Here is a 22503-nt window from a genome sequence, read left to right as displayed (position 1 = left end):
TGGAGCACTCGCCGCACTGGCCGCCCAGGGGCGGGATGGGCGCGGGGAAGGCCTGGAGACCGGGAATTCCCGCCAGCTCGCCGCGCAGGCGGTCGATGAGGCGGTACATGTGGATGTCCCGCTTTTCGCGCGGCACCAGACGCACGAAGACGTCGCCGCGGCTGGCTTGGCCGCTGGCCCCGCCGCCGATCACCGCGAACCAGGAGGCGATCTCCCGGTGGCGGGCCAGCACCTTTTCCATTTCCCGCAGGCGCCCTTCGGTGTAGCGCAGGCTCGAACCCAGGGGCGCCTTGAAGCTGATGAGAAAACGGCCTTCGTCCTCTTCCGGCAGAAAGCCCTTGCCCAGCTGGCCCAGGAAGAAGCCGCTCGGCATCACCGCCATCACCGCCATCGCCACCACCCACACCCGGTGACGCAACGTCCATCCCAGCAGCCGCCGGTAACCGGATTCCAGGGCCCTGAAACCCCGCTCCAGCCACAGGTAGAGGGGACCGTGGCGGCGCGCCACCTCCAGATAACGAGCGCACAGCATGGGCGTGAGGCTGATGGACACGAACAGGGACACCAGCACCCCCAGGCTCACCACCACCGAGAAAGAACGGAAGAAACTGCCGATCACCCCGCCCATGAACAGCACCGAAGCGAAGATGGACACCAGGGTCAGGCTCGCCGCCACCACCGCGAACACCACCTGGCGGGCGCCGGCTTCGGCCGCCTCAAAAGAACCGGTGCCCGGATCTTCCTCGCGGTGGCGATAGATGTTCTCCAGCACCACGATGGCGTCGTCCACCACGATGCCGATCAGCAGCAGCAGCCCCAGCAGGGTCATGGTGTTGAAGGTGAAGCCGGCGAAATACATCACCGCCACCGCCCCCAGCAGCGACACCGGGATCGCCAGGGCGATGATCAGGGTGGCGCGCAGGTTCTTGAGAAACAGCCACACCACCAGGGCGGTCAGCAAGGTGCCCAGGGTCAGATGTTCCTCCAGGGCCCCCACCAGCGCCAGGATCAGGGCCGAATCGTCGATGGCGATGTCGATCCGCAGCCCCGGCGGCAGCTGGGGCAGGATTTCCTCCTCGAGGCGCTGTTTGACCTGCTGGATCACCGCCACCGCGTTGGCACCGGTGACCTTGACGATGCCGAGGCCGACGGCGGGGACGCTGTGGCAGTCCGAAGGCACGGCGGCGGGACGGGAATCTGCAGCGCCGGCGGCCAGGGATGGCCGCACCAGCCCTAAATGCAGGAAAGCATTTCCGGGCTGGCGCGCAGATTCCCGTCCCGCCGTTTCCTGACATTTGCCGAAACGCGCCAACCGCCGGGCGTCCTCGGTGCCATCCTCCACGGCGGCAATATCGCGAATACGGATCGGCGCGCCGTTGCGCGCGGCGACGATCAGTTCCTCGATCTCCGCCGGCTTGTGGAATTCCAGGTCCAGCTTGATCAGCAGCTCCCGGTCGCGTCCCACCAAAAAGCCCCCCGGCAGCTGGAAGTGTTCCCGGGAAAAGGCGGCGACCACGTCGCCGACGGTGAGACCGTAGGCGCTCAGGCGGGCGGGGTCGAGATGGACCCGGATGGTGCGCTCACGGCGGCCGCCAATGCGCACCTCGCCGACCCCGGCGACATTCTCCAGGCGCTTCTTGATGTGGAGGCGGGCGTACTGGTTGAGCTGTTGCAGGGTACGGTCACCGCTCAGGGTCAGCCACAGGATCGGCACCGCTCCGAATTCCACCTTGGCTACCACCGGGGTCTCGGCGTTGTCCGGCAGCTCGCTCAGAACCTGGTTGACCTTGGCCTGGACCTCGTTGAAGGCCACATCGATGTCCTTTTCCAGCTCGAAGGTGATGCGCACCACCGAAGCGCCGGGAAAGGAGTCGGACTGGACGTGCTCGATGCCTGGCACGCTGTTGACGGCGCTCTCGACGACGTTGGTGATGCTGGCGTCGATGATGTCCGGATTGGCTCCGGCCAGCACCGTGGTCACCGAGATCATGGGGAAATCGATCCGGGGATAGCGGTCCACACCGATGCGCTCGAAAGCCACCCAGCCCGCCAGCACGATCAGGGCGTTGAGCATCCAGGTGAGAACGTGGCGGTGGATGGCCAGACGGCCCCAGTTCACCGGGCCACCTCCACCGCCGCCCCGTCGGTGAGGAAGCCGGCGCCGTCCACCACCACCGGCTCCCCGGCGGCAAGGCCGTCGAGGATCTCCACCCGGCCTCCCCGCACCAGCCCGGTGCGCACCACCCGCTGCCTGGCCCGGCCGTCCTGCCGTCCTCGATCACATACACCACCTTGCCGGCGGGACGGGCCACCACCGCCGCCTCCGGCACCGTCACGGCGTTTTCGTGGCGCGCCACCTGCAACATTCCGGTGACGCTCGCCCCGGGACACCAGTCGCCGGAATTGGCGAAATCGACGCGGATTTCGACGGCGCGGCTGCCGGGATCGATGCGGGGGCGCAAATCGGTCACCACCGCCGCCACGGTCTGCCCCGGCGCGGCGGGGGTGGAAAGGCGCACCGGCAGGCCGGGGCGCAACCGACCCGCCAGGGATTCAGGATAGGGCAGCCGGGCGCGCAGCCGGGTCAGGTCGGTGAGGTCGAACAGAGGTGAACCCAGTTTTACGTAGTCGCCCACCGAGACGTGGCGAGCATCGACCCGGCCACCTACCGGGCTGACAATCACGGTCTTGCCCAGATCGCGCTCGGCCTGCTGCAGGCGCACCCGGGCCGCCTGCAGCTGCCCCAGCAGCGATCCCAAGCGGGCCTCGGCCTCGTCCAGGGCCGCCTGGTTGGCGGATTTGCGCGCCAACCAGGTGGCGCAGGCGCTGCACTTTGAGACGGGCTTCTTTGAGCAAAGCCTGAAGGCGGGCGATCTCGGCACGGGCCAGATCCCGGGCAAGGCGGTAGTCCCCGGAATCGATGCGGGCCAGCGTCTGCCCCGGCGTCACCCGGTCCCCCATCTCGGCGCGGGTAGCGACGATGCGCCCGGCCACCTCGGCGGCCAGCCGCGGGGCATTGACGGCCTCCAGGCCGCCGACGCTTTCCTCCCAGATTTCCAGGTCGGCTTGGGCGGCAGGCGTCACGGTCACGGCGATGGCGGTTTCCGGCAGTGATTCCGCCGGTTTCTGCTCCCCGCAGTCGGCCAGTAAAACCAGCCACATCAGCGACCAGCGTTTCATTGGATATTCCTCAAAGCAAGCGCAACCGCCATTTCAGTAGATCACCGGTTCCGGGTCCAGATGGCGCCACAGATACCAGGCGGCGACGGTGCGGAAGGGCGCCCAGCGGCGGGCGAAGTCCTCCAGCTCCGGGCGCGGCAGTACGGGGCGCTCGAAATAGAGCTGTCCGACCGCTTTCTGCAGGCCGATGTCGCCGGGGGAGAAGACGTCCGGCTCGTGGAGGTGGAAGATGGCGAACATCTCCAGGGTCCAGGGGCCGATGCCGGTGAGCTGCAGCAGTTCCCGGCGGATGTCGGCCAGGGATCGTCCCTGCCAGTGGGTATCGCGGATGCCGCACTCGAGATAATGAACTACTCCCGCCAACCTAACGGTGAGCAAAGATAACGTAGTTGCCTTACCCTCGCCAGAGGGAGTTGAGGACCCTCTGACGGAGCTGCTGAGGCGCGGTGCACGGCAGTTGATTCAACAGGCGATCGAGGCGGAGCTGGCCGAGCTGCTGGCGCGGTATGAAGGGGAGGTCGACGATCAGGGCCGGCGGGCGGTGGTCCGCAACGGCTACCTGCCGGAGCGGGAGATTCTGACCGGCGTGGGACCGGTGCCGGTGAAGGTGCCGAAGGTGCGCAGCCGGACGGGCGAGCCGGTGGTATTCCGGTCCTCGCTGGTACCGCCCTACGTGAGGAAGGCCCGTCGGGTGGAGGCGGCCCTGCCGTGGCTGTACCTGAAGGGTATCTCGAGCGGCCGGATGCAGGAAGCTTTGGAAGTGCTGATCGGTCCCGAGGCGAAAGGGTTGTCGGCCTCGGTGATTGGCCGCTTGAAGCGGCAATGGGAGGCGGAATATGCCGAATGGCGCCACCGGGACATGAGCCGGGACCGGTGGGTCTATTGGTGGGTGGACGGTATCTGCAGCGGCCTGCGGGCCGAGCGCCAGAGGCTGTGCGCCCTGGTGTCAATGAGCGGGGCGAGAAGCATTTTCTGGCCATCGAGGATGGCATGCGGGAATCGACCCAGAGCTGGCGGGAGGTGCTGCTGGACCTGAAGAAGCGTGGCCTCGAAGTGCCGCCGAAGCTGGCGGTGGGCGACGGCGCTCTGGGCTTCCGGGCGGCGCTGGATGAAGTGTATCCCGAGACCCGTCATCAGCGCTGCTGGGTGCACAAGACTGCGAACGTGCTGAACTACCTGCCCAAGGCCGTTCAGCCCAAGGCGAAGAAGGCCCTGCAGGAGATCTGGATGGCCGAGGACCGGGCCTCGGCCCACAAGGCCTTTGACCATTTCGTAGAGACGTACCAGGCCAAGTACCCGAAGGCGGTGGCTTGTCTGGAGAAGGACCGGGAGGCCCTGCTGGCCTTCTATGACTTTCCGGCCGAGCACTGGGTGCACATCCGGACGACGAATCCGATCGAGTCGACCTTTGCCACGATTCGGCACCGGAGCAATCAGGCCAAGGGATGTGTGAGCCGGAACACCATGCTGGCGATGTTGTACAAGCTGGGGATGAGTGCCGAGAAGCGCTGGCGCCGGATCCGTGGATTCAATTACCTGGCCAAGGTCGTTGAGGGAGTAAAGTTCAGGGACGGAGTGAAAGTCGAAGTGAACAGCGGAACCGACGACAGCAGAAGCGCCGCCTGATCATGGCGTACACCAGATTTAGCTCCAGCAGTACCTTGTCTTCCAAGGTGGCAAGGTGGGGATGCCGATCGGGCGGGTCCGGCTTGGGCAGTGGGCAACCGTGGTCAACACCAGCTTCGGTTCGATCCGGGCCAGTTCCGCTAGCTTCCGTTGTCGTGTTGAGATGTTCTCCTGGCTCGATGTCCCGGCCATCTGTCCCTCCGAAAGCCCCATCGTCCGACCTGCCGCTTCCCTCCGTCGGGTCCCTTGGGGCAGGTTCCCCGACTTCCCAGGTACTATCAGCAGGCTCCGATTGCTCGATCACCTTCCCAGCGCGCTCGGTTGCCTTCGCGCGCCGGTACCCTGAGTTGTGTCCTGTTCGCTTCCATCAGCCGGACACCAATCTGATGGACCTGGGCCTTTTCTCACACGGCGCCCGCACCGCTCTTCCTCGCAGGGAGTGATCGAGCCCTCCCAGGTTCCCGGGCGACCCTTGCCTGCATGCCCCGCTCTTCGACCCCGGCGGAGGAATGATGCCAGGCCTGTACAGCACCACCCCTGTTGCCTTCCGTCCGTTCAACAACGTCGGCTCCGCATTCCGTACTTTCGAGGCTCCATCACGCAGCCTACAGGCTCCCTGTGTACGCTTCGCAGCCAGGATCACTCCTCGACCACGCAACACTCGGTTCCGGCTGGTGGCCAGCCTTGGCCGGACAGGACTTGCACCTGTCAGGTCGCTCTGAAGGTTTCAGCAATGTCTTTCCTTCTACATGACTTCCTCCTTCTCCAGGCTTGGCCTGGCGCAATGAACGGCTACAAACAGCGCATCACCCTGGAACCCGGCAAACGGGGCGGTAAACCCTGCACTCGTGGCTTGCGCATCACGGTTTATGACGTCCTGGAATGGTTGGCAAGTGGCAATGGCGCCTGCATCGAAGTTTACTGATCCCCAACCATCCGAATCCCCCGCAGGGTCTCGAACGACACTCGCCTGGCCGTCTCCAGGAACCCCTTCACGTAGGCCAGTTCCCGTTCGCTTTCGCGCACCGCCGCGTACAGCGTTCCCCACAGCGGCTGCGGTCCCAGGGGCCGGGCGGCGACGTAGTCGCGCGCCAGGTATTCCGCCAGGGCCCAGTTGGGCAGCACGCAGACCCCGCGGCGGCTGGCCACCAGTTGCAGCATCATCGCCGTCAGCTCGCAGGTGCGCTGGGCCGCCGGCTGCACTCCGGCCGGGTCGAGGAAATTGCGGAACACGTCGAGGCGCTGGCGTTCCACCGGATAGGTGATGAGCGTCTGGTCGGCCAGGTCCTCGGGCACGATCCATTCTTTGTGGGCCAAAGGATGGTCTTTGGCCACCGCCAGCATCACCTGGAAGGCGAACAACGGCTCGTAGGCGATGCCGGACAGGGGCTGCGGGTCGGAGGTCACCACCCAGTCCACGTCGCCGCGCAGCAAGGCCGGCAACGGCTCGAAGCTGAAGCCTAAGGTCAGATCCATCTCCACCTCCGGCCACTCGGCCCGGTAGGCATCCATGGTGGGCAGCAGCCATTCGAAACAGCTGTGACACTCGATGACGATGAACAGCCGTCCCGCCTGTCCACCGCCCAGGCGCGCCAGATCGCGCTCGGCCGCCTCGACCTGGGGCAACACCTGGGCGGCCAGATCCAGCAGCCGCCGGCCGGCCGGGGTGAAGGTCACGGGCCGGCTCTTGCGGATCACCAGCGGCAGGCCGAAACGCGCCTCCAGCGTCCGGAGCTGATGGGACAGGGCCGACTGGGTCAAATGCAGGCACTGGGCGGCGGCCACCAGGCTACCGGTCTGCTGCAGGGTCTTGAGGGTGCGCAGGTGCTTGAGCTCCAGATACATGAATCTGTCTCATCTTAATCTGAGAAATTATCAATTGTACTCATAAACCGGACGGACGATACTGTTGGCCGGTTTCAACACGACAAGGATACGCCCATGACCTGCGCTCACATTCTCGGCTTTCCCCGCATCGGCCTGCGGCGGGAGATGAAACAGGCGGTCGAAGCCTATTGGAACGGCGACATCGACCGCGCCGAACTGCAGCAACGCGGCGCCGAGCTGCGCCGCCGCCACTGGCGGCTGCAGCAGGCCGCCGGCCTCGATTTCATTCCCGTCGGCGACTTCAGCTGGTACGACCACGTCCTCGACACCACCGCCCTGCTGGGGGCGGTGCCGCCCCGCTTCGAACATCCCGGCGGCGAGGTGGACCTGGACACCTACTTCCGCATGGCCCGCGGCCGCGCGCCCACCGGCCGACCGCAGCCGGCCTGTGAGATGACCAAGTGGTTCGACACCAACTACCACTACCTCGTCCCGGAACTGCACCCGGACATGGCTTTCGCCGTCTCCTCGGCCAAACTGTTCGACGAACTGGCAGAAGCCCGCGCAATCGTCGGCGGCAAGGCCCGGCCGGTGCTGCTCGGGCCGCTGTCGTGGCTGTGGCTGGGAAAATGCCAGGGGGAAGCGTTCGACAAGCTGACCCTCCTCGAACGGCTGCTGCCGGCCTACGGCGAGATTCTCCAGCGCCTTCAGAGCCAGGGCGCCGCCTGGGTGCAGATCGACGAGCCGATCCTCGCCCTGGACCTGCCCCCGGCCTGGCGCGCCGCCTTCTCCCGCGCCTACCACAGCCTGCAGGCGCCGGGGCTGATGCTGCTGCTGGCGACTTACTTCGGCCCTCTGGCGGACAATCTCAGAACCGCCTGCGACCTGCCGGTGGCCGGCCTCCACGTGGATGCGGTGCGGGGCTCCGGGGAACTGGCCCAGGTGGCCGACTGGCTGCCGGCGCACAAAGTGCTGTCGGTGGGAATCATCGACGGCCGCAACGTCTGGCGCACCGATCTGGACCAGGCGTTGGAAATCCTAGAGCCGCTGCGGCAGCGCCGTGGCGATTCGCTGTGGATCGCCCCGTCCTGTTCCCTGCTCCACGTACCGGTGGATCTGGCGGCGGAAGCCAAGCTGGACGAGGAACTGAAAAGCTGGCTCGCTTTTGCGGTGCAGAAGATCGACGAAACCGTCGCCCTCAAACGCGCCCTGACCGAAGGCTGCGATAGCGTCGCCGAGGTCCTGGAAGTCAGCCGCCGGGCGCTGGCCTCGCGCCGGAAATCCGCCCGCGTGACGCGGCCGGCGGTGCGCGAGCGGCTGCAGAACCTGCCCGCCGACCGGCGCGCCCATCCCTATCCCGTGCGCCGCCAGGCCCAGCACGCCCGGTTGAAACTGCCGCTTTTGCCCACCACCACCATCGGCTCCTTCCCCCAGACGGCGGAAATCCGCCGCACCCGCCGCGCCTTCAAAAACGGTGACATCGGGGAGGCCGAATACGTCGCTTTCATGCGCCGCCAGATCGCCTTCGTGGTGGAGAAACAGGAAGGCTACGGCCTGGACGTGCTGGTCCACGGCGAACCGGAGCGCAACGACATGGTGGAATACTTCGGCGAACAACTCGACGGCTTCGCCTTCACCGAAGGCGGCTGGGTCCAGTCCTACGGCTCGCGCTGCGTCAAGCCGCCGATCATCTACGGCGACGTCGCCCGTCCCAAGGCGATGACGGTGGACTGGATCCGTTATGCCCAGTCGCTCACCGCCAAACCCATGAAAGGCATGCTCACCGGTCCTGTCACCATGCTGCAATGGTCCTTCGTGCGCGACGACCAGCCGCGCCGCGACACCTGCCTGCAGATCGCCTTGAGCCTTCGCGACGAGGTGCTGGATCTGGAACGGGCGGGCATCGGCGTGATCCAGATCGACGAGCCGGCCCTGCGCGAGGGACTGCCCCTGCGCCGGGGGGACTGGGACGACTATCTGAGCTGGGCGGTCCGCAGCTTCCGCATCGCCGCCGCCGGCGTCCGCGACGAAACCCAGATCCACACCCACATGTGCTACGCCGAGTTCAACGACATCATCGAGCACATCGCCGCTCTGGATGCCGACGTCATCACCATCGAAACCTCGCGCTCGAAGATGGAGCTGCTCGACGCCTTCGCCGACTTCGAATATCCCAACGAGATCGGCCCGGGCGTCTACGACATCCACTCCCCCAACATCCCGACGGTCGAGGAGATGGTCGCGCTGCTGGAGAAGGCGGCGGAGAAGATCCCGGTCGAGCGCCTGTGGGTCAACCCCGACTGCGGTCTCAAGACCCGACAGTGGCCCGAGGTGGATGAAGCCCTGACCCGGATGGTGGCGGCGGCCGGACTGCTGCGCGAGCGCTACGGGAACTGATCCCAGCGCGCGGAGGCGCAGGGCGGCTCACACAACCGCCCTGCGCCCCTCATTCCTCTCCGGTCATCTGCCGGCACCATTCCAACAGATCCTTCATCGCCCGCCAGCCGGCGAAGATCACCACCGGTGTGATGAGCGCCTCCTGCCAGCCCACCCAACCCGGCGTGTCATCGGTGAGGACGATGAGGACCCAGGCGGCCACCAGCAGCAGGATCGAGGTCAATACCCGCCCCAGCATCGTATTCCCCTCTGCCAGTCAACCTGCCCATAAGACTTCCCTTGCCCGGGGGCGGTTCATCACTTTGGAGAGGCCTCCCGGCCCCGGAGGCGATCGAACAGCTGCATCAGCAAACGGCGCTCTCCCTCCATGATGCGTTCCTGCAAACCGTAAGGATAGCGAGTCACGCAGGCGGCGGCGATGTCCAGACAACATTCAAGGATCGCCTCGATCCGCTCTTCGTCCGCCGGAGCGGAACGCTGCCGCAGACGCTCGCAGGCAATGTCGCGTAGTGCCGCCAGTAACCGTGGCGACGGCCGCCGCCGGGCAAAACGGTCGAGAAAGCGGTTCAGATGACGCTCCGTGACCATCGGGTATCCTAAAATCCGGTTGAGTTCGGTCATGTGGCGCCGGGCGAAATCCTCCAAAATCTGCAATTCCCCCTCCTGGTTGCAGCCGTCGGCCCAGATCATTTCCACCAGTGGAATCAGATCAAGAAAGTACAGATCGCTGTCCTGCAAACCATAAGTTGTGAACAGACGCTCCAGTTCCAGGGTTTCCATCGATATCCTCTCAGCCGATCAGAAAGAACTTGTAAGGATTTCAGCACGGTTCACCTGCCGTCACCCACCTCTCCCGGGCCCACATGACGAAAGCCGTCGGCTCCAATGGACGGCTGAAAAAGTAGCCCTGGAAAACGTCACAGCCCATTTCCACCAGAGTCCTGTACTGTTCAGCAGTCTCGACCCCTTCCACCACTACCTCGAGTCCCAAACCGTGGGCCATATCGACGATCGACTTCAGCAGGGTGAGGTGAGAATTTCCCAGAGCCATGTGGGTCACAAAACTGCGGTCGATCTTGAGCACCCGGAGTGGGAACTGATGCAACCGAGCCAGGGAAGAATGCCCCGTACCGAAATCGTCGATGGCGATCCTGAAACCGTAATCCGCCAAATGACGGATATGATTGGAAATGACATGAAGATGACGTTCCATGCTGGATTCGGTCACTTCCAGCTCGATCATGCCTGGCTGCTCCCCAGCGGTCCGACAAGTTTCGATGAAATGATTGACCACGTGTGGCGAGGTCAACTGCAGGGGAGACAGATTGACCGCCAGACGCGGTAGCCGATCGCCAAAAACCCGACTGCCGCGCCAACGGCCGATCTGGCACAGGACCTCCTCGAAGACCCAGGTGCCTATCTCGACGATCTTACCGCTCTCTTCAGCCAGGGGGATGAAGAAATCCGGCGGAATGGAACCATACACGGCATTGTCCCAGCGCAGCAGCACTTCGGCCCCAACCAACCGTCCCTGAGCATCCACCTGGGGCTGATAGCGGAGAGAAAGCTCTTTTTTTCCGATGGCGTGAGTCAGCAATCCAGACAAACGCTGACGTTGCAACACCTTCTCACCTAATTCCTCGTCATAAATCAGGCAGCTCGTCGAGCGATCTTGCTGCCGTCCACATGCGGCCAATGCCATGGAGGCCTGCTTGAGCAGTGTATCGACCTGCGCCGCCTCGCCGTCTCCCCAGCTCGCCCCCATGACACAACCGAGATCCAGGACCTGATAATCGTGATGCAGCGGCGACGCCAAACGTTTTTCGAGCCTCCGCACGGTTTGCAGAATCTGCAAATCCGGATCGTCTTCGCAATGCCAAACGACAGCGAACTCATCGGTGCCGATTCTGGCCACAGCGTCTGCTTCCACAGTCTCACGGAGCCTGCACGCCATCTCCCGCAGCATGACGTTCCCTGCACCGTGTCCCAAGGCCGCGTTAATCTCCTGAAAATATTTCATCCTCAACCGCAGCACCACGAGATACCGCCCACAGCTTGAAGAAGCCAGCCGATCCGGCAATTGGTCCCGCAACCAATTGAGATTGACGAGACCCGTCACCTCGTCGTGATACGCCAGACGGCGGATCTTCTCTTCGGCCGCCCGGATCTCCGACAGATCCACATAGAGTCCGGCATACCGTAACACCCTGCCACTCTTGTCCTTGAGGGAGATGATGCTCAGCCACTGCGGGCGTACCGCCCCCGACTTGTCGCGATTCCAGATCTCCCCTTCCCAGTGACCCTCGGTTTCGATCGTTTTCCACATGGCGTCGTAAAAGCCGGCACTGTGCCTCCCCGATGAGAGCACGCCCGGCGTCTTGCCCAGAACTTCGCTGAATCGATAGCCGGACATCCGTTCGAAAGCCTGATTGACCCATTGGATTTTCAGTTCCGCATCGGTCACGAGAATACCATGGGTGCTGTGTATCAGAATCCGGTCCGCCAACGCCATGTCCTGCCGGACCCGCCAGGTGTGGATCAGCAATCCGATCAGCCCGGCGAAATCTCCCAGCACCTTGGCCTCGTCGGCGTCGAAGGCATGATGATGTGCCACATAAAGCACCATGACGCCAAGCACGTCGTCACCCCAGCGGATTGGCACCACGTAGTGCCCATGCTCCGACATGCCTTCATAGCGGGTTTCATGACGCTCGTCCACACAATCCACGTGCAGTAGTTCACTACTCTGGGCGACCCGACCGCAAAGGCAGTGTCCATGTCGCACCCGGCTGCAGGTACCGGCGATGTAAGGGGTGAAATTGATGTGCGTCAGCAACTCCAAATACCCTTTTTCAGGGTGATTCAGGAAAATGCCACCTGCATTCATCTCCAGCCACGGCAACCGGAGAATGGTTTCCAGAACGCTGTGCAGAACCTTGGAAAGGCTGTCGTTCCCTAGTTGCGCGGTCAATTCCCCCAAACGTGGCAGATGATTCTGCGTAATGTCCATGATAGTGTCTGGATACAATTTTTTGTTTCCTAAGCATAGTTCAACATACCCACACATGAACCCGAGCAATCTGTTCCGACGAACTCTTTGCCGACCAGGGCCGTCAATAAAACCTAGTTCTTTACTCGGGCATTCATTTGGTACTAAAATAGTCCAGATCAATGAGAATAGAATATGTTACGCCTCAGCAAACTGACCGACTACGCCATCGTCATCGCCTGTCACAGCGCCCGGCGGCCTCACGAAATGCACAGCGCCACCGAGATCGCGGACGCCGTCGGCATCGCGCTGCCAACGGCGCAGAAGGTGCTCAAGCGCCTGACCCAGGCGGGCATTTTCCATTCCGAACGCGGCGCCCACGGCGGTTACCGTCTGGCACGCGCGCCGGAACGGATCAACGTGGCTGAACTTATCGCCGCGATGGAGGGCCCCATCGGTCTGACCGAATGCAGCCTGGCGGAGAACCAGTGCCGGCAGGCGGACGGCTGCGACATCCGCGGCAACTGGGCGCTGATCAACCGGGCGATCCAGGCCGCCCTGGAGACGGTCACCCTGGCGGACATGGTCCGGCCCGTTTCCCGGGAACACCCCATATCCCTGACCCGCCTGCACGAGACGGCGGGCTGACAGCATAGAGAAAACCCATGGCAGCAAGCAGCAAAGATCTGGAAAGGCTCATCGGCCGCGAATACGAAGAGGGCTTCGTCACCGAGGTGGAGGAGGAACGCCTCCCGCCGGGGCTGAACGAGGACATCATCCGCGCCCTGTCGGCCAAGAAGAACGAGCCACAGTGGCTGCTGGAATGGCGCCTGAACGCCTATCGCCTGTGGCTGAAGATGCAAGAACCCCGCTGGGCCCACGTCAAATACCAGCCCATCGACTACCAGGCGTTGAGTTATTACGCCGCCCCCAAATCCCGCAAGAACGCTCCCAAGAGCCTGGACGAGGTCGATCCCAAACTGCTGGAGACCTTCGAGAAACTGGGCATCCCCCTACACGAGCGCGAGCGACTGGCCGGAGTGGCGGTGGACGCGGTGTTCGACAGCGTCTCGGTGGCCACCACCTTCAAGGAAACCCTGGAGAAAGCCGGGGTGATCTTCTGCCCCATCTCCGAGGCGGTGCAGAAACACCCGGATCTGGTGCGCGAATATCTGGGCAGCGTGGTGCCGCCCGGGGACAACTTCTTCGCCGCCCTGAACTCGGCGGTGTTTTCCGACGGCTCCTTCGTCTATGTCCCCAAGGGGGTGCGCTGCCCCATGGAACTGTCCACCTATTTCCGCATCAACGCCGCCAACACCGGCCAGTTCGAGCGTACCCTCATCATCGTCGAGGAAGGCGGTTACGTCTCCTATCTGGAAGGTTGCACCGCCCCCATGCGCTCCGAGCATCAGCTCCACGCCGCCGTGGTGGAGCTGATCGCCATGAAGGACGCCCGGATCAAATACTCCACGGTGCAGAACTGGTATCCCGGCGACGAGGAAGGCCGCGGCGGCATCTACAACTTCGTCACCAAGCGTGGCGACTGCCGTGGGGAGCGGGCCAAGATCTCCTGGACCCAGGTGGAAACCGGCTCGGCCATCACCTGGAAGTATCCCAGCTGCATCCTGCGCGGCGACGGTTCGGTGGGCGAGTTCTATTCGGTGGCGGTCACCAACCACCACCAACAGGCCGACACCGGCACCAAAATGATCCACATCGGCAAAAACACCCGGAGCACTATCATTTCCAAGGGCATCTCCGCCGGGAAGGCGCAGAACAGCTACCGCGGCCTGGTGAAGGTGCTCAAAAGCGCCGAAGGGGCGCGCAATTATACCCAGTGCGACTCGCTCCTCATCGGCGACCGCTGCGGCGCCCACACTTTCCCTTACATCGAGGTCAAGCGGGCCGACGCCCAGGTGGAACACGAGGCCACCACCTCACGCATCAGCGAGGACCAGCTGTTCTACTGCCAGCAACGCGGCATCTCGCCGGAGGACGCGGTGTCGATGATCGTCAACGGCTTCTGCAAGGAAGTGTTCAAGGAACTGCCGATGGAGTTCGCGGTGGAGGCGCAGAATCTGCTGGGCGTCAGTCTGGAAGGAAGCGTGGGATGAACCAGTTCACCGCCATCATCAAGAAGGAAGGGGATTGGTGGATCGGCTGGGTGGAGGAAGTCCCTGGCGCCAACGCCCAGGAAAGGACGAAGGAAGAACTCCTCGCCAGTCTGCAGGAAGCCGTCCGCGACATTCTGGAAATCCGCCGGGAAGAAGCCAGAAAACAGGTCGAAGGGAATTATGAAGAAGTTCCCCTGGCGGTATGAAACGCCAGGCATTGATCCGACATTTGCTGCGCCAAGGCTGTGAACTGGCGCGCAAAGGATCGCGGCACTCCATTTTGCGCAATCTCGCAACAGGAATCTCGCAACAGGCGATTTGACTGCTGTCCCCAGGCACAGCGAAATCAAAGATCTTCTGGCACGAAAAATCTGCAAAGACTTGAGGATAGACCAACCGTCATGACCGAACCCCTGCTCAAAATCGAAAACCTCCACGCCAGGGTGGAGGACAAACCCATCCTCAAAGGTATCGATCTGACCCTCGACTACGGCCAAGTCCACGCCATCATGGGGCCCAACGGCTCCGGCAAGAGCACCCTGGCCAACGTGCTGGCCGGGCGCGAAGGCTACGAGGTCACCGAAGGGAAAGTCTGGTACCAGGGCCAGGACCTTTTGGCGCTCAAGCCGGAGGAACGCGCCCGCGCAGGGGTGTTTCTGGCCTTCCAGTATCCGGTGGAAATCCCCGGGGTCAGCAACATCTATTTCCTCAAAGCCGCCCTCAACGCCATCCGCAAGTATCGGGGCGAGCCGGAAGTGGACGCCATGGACTTCATCGCCCTGGTCAAGGACAAGATGAAACTGATGGAAATGGACGAGCAGTTCCTCTATCGCGCCATCAACGAGGGCTTCTCCGGCGGCGAGAAGAAACGCAACGAAATCCTGCAGATGCTGGTGCTGGAACCGACCCTGTGCATCCTCGACGAGATCGACTCGGGGCTGGACATCGACGCCCTCAAGGTGGTCGCCAAGGGCATCAACGCCCTGCGCGGCCCGCAACGCGGTTTTTTGATGGTGACCCACTACCAGCGCCTGCTCGACTACGTGGTGCCGGACGTGGTCCACGTGTTCGCCGGCGGCCGCATCGTCAAATCCGGCGGCCCGGAATTGGCCAAGGACTTGGAAGCCAAAGGCTACGGCTGGATCGAAGCCCACCTGGAGGCCCAGGCCCGATGACGCTCCCTGCCGAAGTGATCGAACCGCTGCGCCGGCGCACCGACGTTCTGGCCGAGAACGCCCCGGCCTGGCTCGCCGGCCTACGCCGCAAGGCCCTGGAACGTTTCGTTGCCTGTGGTTTTCCCTCTCCCCGCGAGGAGGAATGGCGCTACACCAACGCCCCCCCGATCGAGCGCAAACGCTTTCCCGTCGCCGCCGAATCCGGCCACGTGGACGTGGCCTGGGTCCAGCAGCGCCTCTTGGCCGACTGCTGGCACCTGGTCTTCATCGACGGTCATTTCCACCGCGACCTGTCCCATCCGGCCCTGGCCGGCGACGTGATCCTGTGCGATCTGGACGCCGCTCTGCGCCGCCATCCCGATCAGGTGAGCCGGATTCTCGGCCAGGCGGTGGACGAGGACCACGGTTTCATCGCCTACAATACCGCCCTGTTCCACGGCGGGATGCTGCTGTGGCTGGAAAGCGGCGTCGAACTGGAACACCCGGTCCAGATCCTCCACATCCAGACCCAGCCCGCCGCCGCCCCCACCCGCCATCTGATCCGCCTGGAAGCGGGCGCCAGGGCGACGGTGATCGAGTCCTACGCCGCCGTCGAAGCCGGTCTGACCGCCCACGTCACCGAAGCGGTGCTGGCGGAAAACGCTACGCTGGATCACGTCAAGATTCAGGAGGAACACGACCGCGCCTTCCACTTCGGCGGCTTCTACGTCGATCAGGCCGATGGCGCCCGCTGCCGCCAGATCCATTTCGCCCTCGGCGCCCTTTTGGCCCGCAGCGACATCCACGCCCGCCTGGGGCGGGGCTGCGAAACTCGCTTCGACGGCCTCCACTGGGCCGACGGCCGCCGTCATCTGGACAGCCACACCCGGCTGGTCCACGCCCGTCCGGACGGCGTCAGCCGCGAAGCCTACAAGGCCATCGCCGAGCAGCGCGGCCGCAGCGTGTTCCAGGGCCGCATCGTCGTCGAGCCCGGGGCCCAGCGCACCGATGCGGCGATGAACAACCGCAACCTGCTGCTGTCGGACGACGCCGAGATCGACACCAAACCGCAGCTGGAAATCTACGCCGACGACGTCAAGTGCGCCCACGGCGTCACCGTCGGCCAGCTTGACCCCGACGCCCTGTTCTACCTGGAAACCCGCGGCATCGATCAGGCGGCCGCGCGCCAGCTGCTGCTCTACGGCTTCGTCAACGAACTGATCGAACAGGTCGGGATCGCCCCGCTGCGGGCTTATCTGCACCGGCAACTGGACGATCGCTTCAATCGCATCGAAATCGACGACCTTTCCCATTCTCCCGCGGATTCCGCAGCGGGAGCGGATAGAAACGACGCCATCGAACGGGACGAGGACACATGACCGCCTACCCCATCGACCGCATCCGGGCCGATTTCCCCATTCTGGGGCAGCAGGTGCGCGGCAAGCCCCTGGTGTATCTGGACAACGCCGCCAGCGCCCAGAAGCCCAATGCCGTCATCGACACCCTGGCGGATTTCTACCGCCGCGATTTTGCCAACATCCACCGCAGCGTCCACACCCTGGGCGAGCGCGCCACCGCCAGATACGAAGCCGCCCGCGAGACCGTGCGGCAGTTCCTGAACGCCGAGGCGGTGGAGGAAATCGTCTTCGTCCGCGGCACCACCGAGGCCATCAATCTGGTGGCCCAGAGCTGGGGGCGGTCCAACCTCAGGGAAGGCGACGAAATCCTCATCACCGCCATGGAGCACCACTCCAACATCGTTCCCTGGCAGCTGGTGTGCCAGCAGACCGGGGCGGTGCTGAAGGTGGCCCCCATCGACGCCCATGGCGAACTGCTGCTGGAAGCATTCGAACGGCTGCTGACGGACCGCACCCGGCTGGTGGCGGTGACCCACATGTCCAACGCCCTCGGCACCATCAATCCGGTCAAACGGCTGACCGCCATGGCCCACGCCCACGGGGCCAAAGTGCTGGTGGACGGCGCCCAGGCGGCCCCCCATCTGGCGGTGGACGTGCAGGCGCTCGGCTGCGACTTCTACGCTTTCTCCGGCCACAAGGTTTACGGCCCCACCGGCATCGGCGCCTTCTACGGCCGGCGCGGGCTGCTCGAGGCGATGCCGCCGTGGCAGGGGGGCGGGGAAATGATCCGCACCGTCACCTTCGAGAAGACCGAATACGCCGACCTGCCCTACAAGTTCGAAGCCGGCACCCCGGCCATCGCCGAGGCGGTAGGCCTGGCGGCGGCCATCGAGTACGTGCAGGGAATCGGCCTCAAGGCCATCGCCGCCCACGAGCACGACCTCATTCGATACGCCACCGAGCGCGCCGCCGAAGTTCCGGGCCTGCGCCTGATCGGCACCGCCCGGCACAAGGGGGCGATCCTGTCCTTCGTGGTGGACCGGGTCCATCCCCACGACCTGGGCACCTTCCTCGACCATTACGGCATCGCGGTCCGGGCCGGCCACCATTGCGCCATGCCGGTGATGGACTTCTTTCAGGTACCCGCCACCGCCCGCGCCTCCTTCGGGATGTACAACACCCGCGAGGAGGTGGATCTGCTCATCTACGCATTGAAGGAAATCATCAAGGTGTTCGGCTGATGCTCGACGATCTCAGAGATCTTTACCAGGAGGTGGTCTTCGACCACAACCGCAATCCCCGCAATTTCCGCCCCATGGAGGACGCCGACCGAGTCATCGAGGGCCACAACCCCCTCTGCGGCGACCGCATCACCCTGTACCTGAAGCTCGACGGCGACCGCATCGCCGACGTCAGCTTCCAGGGCCAGGGCTGCGCCATCTCCACCGCCTCGGCCTCGCTGATGACCGAAATCGTCAAAGGCAAGACGCTGGCGGAGGCGGAAAAACTGTTCGAGGCCTTCCACAAGATCGTCACCGGTCAGGACGACGACCTGAAACGGGAGGAACTGGGCAAGCTGGCGGTGCTGGCCGGGGTGCGCCAGTATCCGTCCCGGATCAAGTGCGCCACCCTGCCCTGGCATTCGCTGGAGGCGGCGATCAAGGGGGAGCAGGAAGCGGTAAGCACCGAATAGACAAACACCAGCTTTAAGGATCGCCGCAGGGAACGGGTTCCAGGAACGCCGTAAACCCTTCCCTAGGGGCTCGAAACCCGGCCGTCCAGGCCGGGTACGCCCTTCCACCCGTCCCCTGCGACGCCTGAACTCACAACTGCACGATGGATTCAACCCATGTCCGACTGGATCGATGTTTGTAAGGTCGAGGACCTGAAGGCGGGCCAGCACGTGGTCGTCGAGGTCGCCGGCACCGAGGTGGCGGTGTTCAATCTCGACGGCGGGTTCTACGCCATCGAGGACGTCTGCACCCACGACGGGGCGGAAATCGCCAGCGGCGAGGTGGAAGGGGACGTGATCGTCTGTCCCCGCCACGGCGCCCGCTTCTGCATCAAGACCGGCGAGGTCCTCAGCCCCCCGGCCTACGAAGATTTGCACGTGTTCCCGGTGCGGGTGAAGGACGGGATGATCCAAGTGCGCGACGACCGCTGGGACTAGTCGTCCCAACGGTCGGACAGCCGGGACAGTTTGCGCAGCGCCCGCGCCTGACACCGCCAGCGCTCCGCCGACAGCCAGCCGATGACGGCGGCGGTGGGGCGGGACAGACGCGGGGTTTCGACCAGCATCCGCCTCAGCCAGGCGGACTGGACCGCCGCGTCGTGATGGGCGCCGAGCCGATCCTGCAATTGCTTGAGGCGGGCGATTCGCTTCCTCGCGCCTGCGCTTTCCCCGCTGGCGGCGGCGAACTCCAGCAGGTAGCGCAGTTTCTTCACCGCGATCCGCAGGCGGTGCACCGCTTCCGGCGCCGCATCGCGCGCCAGCGCCCGCAGCCGCTTTGTCACCTTCCTGCGCCGCCTTGCGATGTGGCGTTGCAGAAGCTTTGCCTGCGGTTCGGTCTGCTCCGCCGCCAGCCACGCCCCTGCCGGCGCCGTCAGCCAGGCATGCCAGTCGGCCTTCAGCTTCCGGTATTCCTCGCTCCCGAGCAGCGCGAGCACCTCCCGGTGGGCTTCCTCGCGCTGCCGTCTCAGCGGCCGTTCCAGGCCCTCGATGCCGTCGGCGAGCCAGTCCGGCGCCTGCCCGCGCCACGCCGGCAGCAGCGCCAGGAAGACGTCGGCATCGCGGCGGGCGTTGGTCCGGCGCATGACGGCGACCATCTGCCGGCGCAGTCCGGCAAGTTCCGGCGCCAGCTCCGCTTGCATCTCCCCGAGCACGGCGCGGCTGCGGCGCAGGGCGACCCGGAAACGGTGCAGCGGCTCCGGATCGGCATCCTGAACGATCCCGGCCTCCTCCACCTCCAGCACCCGAAGCTGTCGGGCCAGATAATTCCGGAATGCGGTTTCCAGTGTCATGCCATCCTCCCGGTCTGACGACGGTAAACTTAACGCGGCGGCAGACGTCAATTAAGGTAGAATTATTTGATTTCTATCCAACGCGAGGACACGATGGAAGCATTGGAACTCAATCAGTTGAGCCGAAAAATTGAAGACCTCCAGGGCCGCGTCGAGGCTCTGAGGGGGTATCTTTGACTACGATAACAAGAAAGAACGCCTAGAAGAAATTCTCCGCGAACTGGAAGATCCGGCGGTCTGGAACGACCCGGACCGCGCCCAGGCGCTGGGCAGGGAACGGGCCCAACTGGAGGAGACGGTCCAGACTTTGGACAACCTCTCCCAGAGTCTGGCCGATGCCGCCGAGCTGCTGGAGATGGCCCAGGAGGAAGGCGACGAGGACACCATCGCCAGCATCGCCGCCGATCTGGAAAACTTCGAGAAGGCGGTGGCCGATCTGGAGTTTCGCCGCATGTTCGCCGGCGAGATGGACGCCAGCAACGCCTTCCTCGACATCCAGGCCGGCTCCGGCGGCACCGAGGCCCAGGACTGGGCCGACATGCTGCTGCGCATGTACCTGCGCTGGGCCGAGAACAAGGGCTTCAAGACCGAGATCATCGAGCTGTCGCCCGGGGAAGTGGCGGGCATCAAAAGCGCCACCCTCAAGGTGGAGGGCCCCTACGCCTACGGCTGGCTGCGGACCGAAACCGGCGTCCACCGGCTGGTGCGCAAGTCTCCGTTCGACTCCGGCAACCGCCGTCACACCTCGTTCGCGGCGGTGTTCGTCTCCCCCGAGGTGGAGGACGACATCGACATCGAGATCAATCCGGCGGATCTGCGCATCGACGTCTATCGTGCCTCCGGCGCCGGTGGCCAGCACGTCAACCGTACCGAGTCGGCGGTGCGCATCACCCACCTGCCCACCGGCATCGTGGTCCAGTGCCAGAATGACCGCTCCCAGCACAAGAACAAGGCCACGGCGATGAAGCAGCTCAAGGCCAAGCTCTACGAGCTGGAGATGCAGAAACGCCGCGCCGAACAGGAGCAGCTGGAAGCCTCCAAGTCCGACATCGGCTGGGGCAGCCAGATCCGCTCCTACGTCCTCGACCAGTCGCGGATCAAGGATCTGCGCACCGGCGTCGAGGTGGGCAACACCCAGGCGGTGCTCGACGGCGATCTCGATCCCTTCATCGAGGCCAGCCTGAAACAGGGACTGTAATCTTCCAACCCACCCCAACCGCAATGAACACGAAACCCAACACCGAACAAGACCTCATCGCCCAGCGCCGGGCCAAGCTTGCGGCCCTGCGCGAGGCCGGTTTCTCCTACCCCACCGACTTCCGCCGCGACAGCGTCGCCGCCGAGCTTCATGCCCGCTACGACGACAAACCGGCCGAGTTCTTCGAGCAGAGCCCGCTGCGGGTGCGGGTCGCCGGGCGGATGATGAGCCGGCGGATCATGGGCAAGGCCAGCTTCTGCCACATCCAGGACTATTCCGGGCGCATTCAGCTGTTCGTCACCCGCGACAATTTGCCCGACGGTCTGTATCAGGAATTCAAGAAATGGGACGTGGGCGACATCCTCGGCGCCGAAGGCGTCCTGTTCAAGACCAAGACCGGCGAGCTGTCGGTGAAGGTGGACGAAATCCGCCTGCTGGCCAAGTGCCTGCGCCCCCTGCCGGAGAAGTATCACGGTCTCACCGACCGCGAGGCCCGCTACCGCCAGCGCTACCTCGACCTGATCATGAACGAGGTCAGCCGCCGCACCTTCGTCATCCGCTCCCAGGTGGTGCAGCGCATCCGCCAGTTCCTCATCGACCGCGACTTCCTCGAGGTCGAAACCCCGATGATGCAGGTGATCCCCGGCGGCGCCGCCGCCCGCCCCTTCATCACCTACCACAACGCCCTCGACATGCAGCTGTACCTGCGCATCGCCCCGGAGCTGTATCTCAAGCGCCTGGTGGTGGGCGGCTTCGAGCGGGTCTTCGAGATCAACCGCAACTTCCGCAACGAGGGTCTATCGACCCAGCACAATCCGGAATTCACCATGCTGGAGTTCTACCAGGCCTACGCCGAATACCCGGAGCTGATGGACCTGACCGAAACCCTGCTGCGGGAGCTGGCCGAATCGATTCTCGGCAGCGCCACGATCACCTATCAGGATCGCGAGTACGACTTCGGCCGGCCGTTCCAGCGCTACACCCTGTTCGAGTCGCTGCTGAAGTTCAATCCCGGGCTGGCGGCCGAGGACGTGGACAACCTGGAAAGCGCCCGCCGGGTGGCGGAAAGACTGGAGATTCCGGTGCTGCCCAGCTGGGGGCTGGGCAAGGTGCAGACCGAGATCTTCGAAAAGAGCGTCGAACCCAAGTTGCTCGACCCCACCTTCATCACCGAATACCCGGTGGAAGTCTCTCCCCTGGCGCGGCGCAACGACAGAAATCCAGAGGTCACCGACCGCTTCGAGCTGTTCATCGCCGGGCGCGAGATCGCCAACGGCTTCACCGAACTCAACGACCCCGAGGACCAGGCCGAACGTTTCCGCAAACAGGTGGAGGCCAAGGATGCCGGCGACGAGGAGGCGATGCACTTCGACGAGGACTACATCATCGCCCTGGAACACGGCATGCCGCCGACCGCCGGTGAAGGCATTGGCATCGACCGGCTGGTGATGCTGCTGACCGATTCACCGTCGATCCGCGACGTGCTGCTGTTCCCCCACCTGCGCCCGCGGCGGGACAAGACGGAAAACGCCGCCCCAGCGGAGTGAGCCGCCAGGGCGGTGGTTTCCCGCACCACCGCCCTGCCGTTTGTCGGGAAAACGGCTAGACTTGAAGACGAAGCCGACAAAAACACCCGCTG

20 protein-coding genes and 3 pseudogenes are annotated in these 22503 nt (G+C 64.2%); 14 read left to right on the top strand and 9 right to left on the bottom strand.

Going from position 1 to position 22503, the window contains the following annotated elements:
- Nucleotides 1-34: 34 nt before the first annotated feature.
- The 3 genes and pseudogenes from MIN45_RS08435 to MIN45_RS12450 all read right to left on the bottom strand — a co-directional run.
- Nucleotides 35-2119: pseudogene (locus MIN45_RS08435) on the bottom strand (efflux RND transporter permease subunit); the annotation flags it as partial.
- On the bottom strand, nt 2116-2391 hold the full coding sequence (locus tag MIN45_RS12475) for a permuted SH3 domain-containing protein (RefSeq protein ID WP_479691238.1): 276 nt from the start codon (nt 2389-2391) through the stop codon (nt 2116-2118). The pseudogene MIN45_RS08435 and the gene MIN45_RS12475, both read right to left, overlap by 4 nt.
- Nucleotides 2328-2759: pseudogene (locus MIN45_RS12450) on the bottom strand (efflux RND transporter periplasmic adaptor subunit); the annotation flags it as partial. The gene MIN45_RS12475 and the pseudogene MIN45_RS12450, both read right to left, overlap by 64 nt.
- Here MIN45_RS12450 and MIN45_RS12470 point away from each other — a divergent pair.
- Nucleotides 2689-3114 (top strand): hypothetical protein, encoded by a 426-nt coding sequence (locus tag MIN45_RS12470; protein WP_286291531.1) that lies wholly within the window; start codon nt 2689-2691, stop codon nt 3112-3114. The pseudogene MIN45_RS12450 and the gene MIN45_RS12470 sit on opposite strands and share 71 nt — an antisense overlap.
- Before the next feature lie 99 nt (nt 3115-3213).
- On the opposite strand, the gene MIN45_RS08415 is transcribed toward MIN45_RS12470, so the two are convergent.
- Nucleotides 3214-3543 carry a DNA-3-methyladenine glycosylase family protein gene (locus MIN45_RS08415; protein ID WP_286291530.1) on the bottom strand — a complete coding sequence of 110 codons (330 nt, stop codon included), beginning with the start codon at nt 3541-3543 and terminating at the stop codon, nt 3214-3216.
- Between the two features lie 7 nt (nt 3544-3550).
- Here MIN45_RS08415 and MIN45_RS08410 point away from each other — a divergent pair.
- Both MIN45_RS08410 and MIN45_RS08405 read left to right on the top strand, forming a co-directional pair.
- Nucleotides 3551-4806, top strand: a pseudogene (locus MIN45_RS08410) (IS256 family transposase).
- A gap of 784 nt (nt 4807-5590) precedes the next feature.
- Nucleotides 5591-5731: a DUF433 domain-containing protein gene (locus MIN45_RS08405; protein ID WP_286291529.1), complete on the top strand. Its 141-nt coding sequence runs from the start codon at nt 5591-5593 to the stop codon at nt 5729-5731.
- Here MIN45_RS08405 and MIN45_RS08400 read toward each other — a convergent pair.
- Nucleotides 5725-6651 carry a LysR family transcriptional regulator gene (locus tag MIN45_RS08400; RefSeq protein WP_286291528.1) on the bottom strand — a complete coding sequence of 309 codons (927 nt, stop codon included), beginning with the start codon at nt 6649-6651 and terminating at the stop codon, nt 5725-5727. The genes MIN45_RS08405 and MIN45_RS08400 overlap by 7 nt on opposite strands.
- Nucleotides 6652-6747: 96 nt before the next feature.
- Here MIN45_RS08400 and metE point away from each other — a divergent pair, with 96 nt between their 5' ends.
- Entirely contained in the window at nt 6748-9030 is a 2283-nt protein-coding gene (gene metE / locus MIN45_RS08395; protein WP_286291527.1) for a 5-methyltetrahydropteroyltriglutamate--homocysteine S-methyltransferase, read from the top strand.
- Nucleotides 9031-9079: 49 nt separating this feature from the next.
- Here the strand turns inward: metE and MIN45_RS08390 are convergent, their stop codons facing one another.
- The 3 genes from MIN45_RS08390 to MIN45_RS08380 are packed head-to-tail and all read right to left on the bottom strand — an operon-like array spanning nt 9080 to nt 12040.
- Nucleotides 9080-9268 (bottom strand): hypothetical protein, encoded by a 189-nt coding sequence (locus MIN45_RS08390; RefSeq protein WP_286291526.1) that lies wholly within the window; start codon nt 9266-9268, stop codon nt 9080-9082.
- A 59-nt stretch (nt 9269-9327) separates the two neighbouring features.
- Complete coding sequence (locus MIN45_RS08385; RefSeq protein WP_286291525.1) at nt 9328-9810, bottom strand: hypothetical protein; 483 nt, start codon at nt 9808-9810, stop codon at nt 9328-9330.
- A 40-nt stretch (nt 9811-9850) separates the two neighbouring features.
- Complete coding sequence (locus MIN45_RS08380; RefSeq protein ID WP_286291524.1) at nt 9851-12040, bottom strand: bifunctional diguanylate cyclase/phosphodiesterase; 2190 nt, start codon at nt 12038-12040, stop codon at nt 9851-9853.
- A gap of 174 nt (nt 12041-12214) precedes the next feature.
- Between MIN45_RS08380 and MIN45_RS08375 the strand changes: the two genes are divergently transcribed.
- The 8 genes from MIN45_RS08375 (at nt 12215) to MIN45_RS08340 (ending at nt 18815) form a co-directional block, all read left to right on the top strand.
- Nucleotides 12215-12667, top strand: coding sequence for an SUF system Fe-S cluster assembly regulator (locus MIN45_RS08375; protein ID WP_286291523.1), 453 nt, complete (start codon nt 12215-12217; stop codon nt 12665-12667).
- A 17-nt stretch (nt 12668-12684) separates the two neighbouring features.
- Nucleotides 12685-14133 (top strand): Fe-S cluster assembly protein SufB, encoded by a 1449-nt coding sequence (gene sufB / locus MIN45_RS08370; RefSeq protein ID WP_286291522.1) that lies wholly within the window; start codon nt 12685-12687, stop codon nt 14131-14133.
- Nucleotides 14130-14339 (top strand): type II toxin-antitoxin system HicB family antitoxin, encoded by a 210-nt coding sequence (locus MIN45_RS08365; RefSeq protein WP_286291521.1) that lies wholly within the window; start codon nt 14130-14132, stop codon nt 14337-14339. Before sufB ends, MIN45_RS08365 begins: the two co-directional genes overlap by 4 nt.
- Nucleotides 14340-14546: 207 nt before the next feature.
- The gene (gene sufC, locus MIN45_RS08360; RefSeq protein ID WP_286294149.1) at nt 14547-15308 is read left to right on the top strand and encodes a Fe-S cluster assembly ATPase SufC; all 762 of its coding nucleotides are present in this window, start codon (nt 14547-14549) and stop codon (nt 15306-15308) included.
- Nucleotides 15305-16666: a Fe-S cluster assembly protein SufD gene (sufD, locus tag MIN45_RS08355; protein WP_286291520.1), complete on the top strand. Its 1362-nt coding sequence runs from the start codon at nt 15305-15307 to the stop codon at nt 16664-16666. The genes sufC and sufD overlap by 4 nt, the downstream gene beginning before the upstream one ends.
- Nucleotides 16663-17886: a cysteine desulfurase gene (locus MIN45_RS08350; protein ID WP_286291519.1), complete on the top strand. Its 1224-nt coding sequence runs from the start codon at nt 16663-16665 to the stop codon at nt 17884-17886. The genes sufD and MIN45_RS08350 overlap by 4 nt, the downstream gene beginning before the upstream one ends.
- On the top strand, nt 17886-18338 hold the full coding sequence (gene sufU, locus MIN45_RS08345) for a Fe-S cluster assembly sulfur transfer protein SufU (RefSeq protein WP_286291518.1): 453 nt from the start codon (nt 17886-17888) through the stop codon (nt 18336-18338). The genes MIN45_RS08350 and sufU overlap by 1 nt, the downstream gene beginning before the upstream one ends.
- A gap of 156 nt (nt 18339-18494) precedes the next feature.
- A complete protein-coding gene (locus tag MIN45_RS08340) occupies nt 18495-18815 on the top strand; it encodes a non-heme iron oxygenase ferredoxin subunit (RefSeq protein ID WP_286291517.1) in 321 nt (106 codons plus the stop codon).
- Here the strand turns inward: MIN45_RS08340 and MIN45_RS08335 are convergent.
- Nucleotides 18812-19666, bottom strand: a complete 855-nt coding sequence (locus tag MIN45_RS08335) for a CHAD domain-containing protein (protein ID WP_286291516.1) — start codon at nt 19664-19666, stop codon at nt 18812-18814. The genes MIN45_RS08340 and MIN45_RS08335 overlap by 4 nt on opposite strands.
- A gap of 93 nt (nt 19667-19759) precedes the next feature.
- Here MIN45_RS08335 and prfB point away from each other — a divergent pair.
- Together prfB and lysS are read left to right on the top strand one after the other, a co-directional pair.
- Nucleotides 19760-20864, top strand: a protein-coding gene (gene prfB, locus MIN45_RS08330) for a peptide chain release factor 2 (RefSeq protein WP_286291515.1) whose coding sequence is annotated in 2 segments (ribosomal slippage) — nt 19760-19840 and nt 19842-20864 — 1104 coding nt in all. Because the reading frame shifts where the segments join, the coding sequence is not laid out codon by codon here.
- A 23-nt stretch (nt 20865-20887) separates the two neighbouring features.
- Entirely contained in the window at nt 20888-22411 is a 1524-nt protein-coding gene (gene lysS / locus MIN45_RS08325; RefSeq protein ID WP_286291514.1) for a lysine--tRNA ligase, read from the top strand.
- Nucleotides 22412-22503 lie beyond the last annotated feature (92 nt).

Origin of the sequence: Methylomarinovum tepidoasis (assembly GCF_030294985.1) — a bacterium.
GTDB lineage: Bacteria > Pseudomonadota > Gammaproteobacteria > Methylococcales > Methylothermaceae > Methylohalobius > Methylohalobius tepidoasis.
The sequence above is the reverse complement of the archived record's forward strand: the minus strand, read 5'-3'. Positions and strand labels throughout refer to the sequence as shown.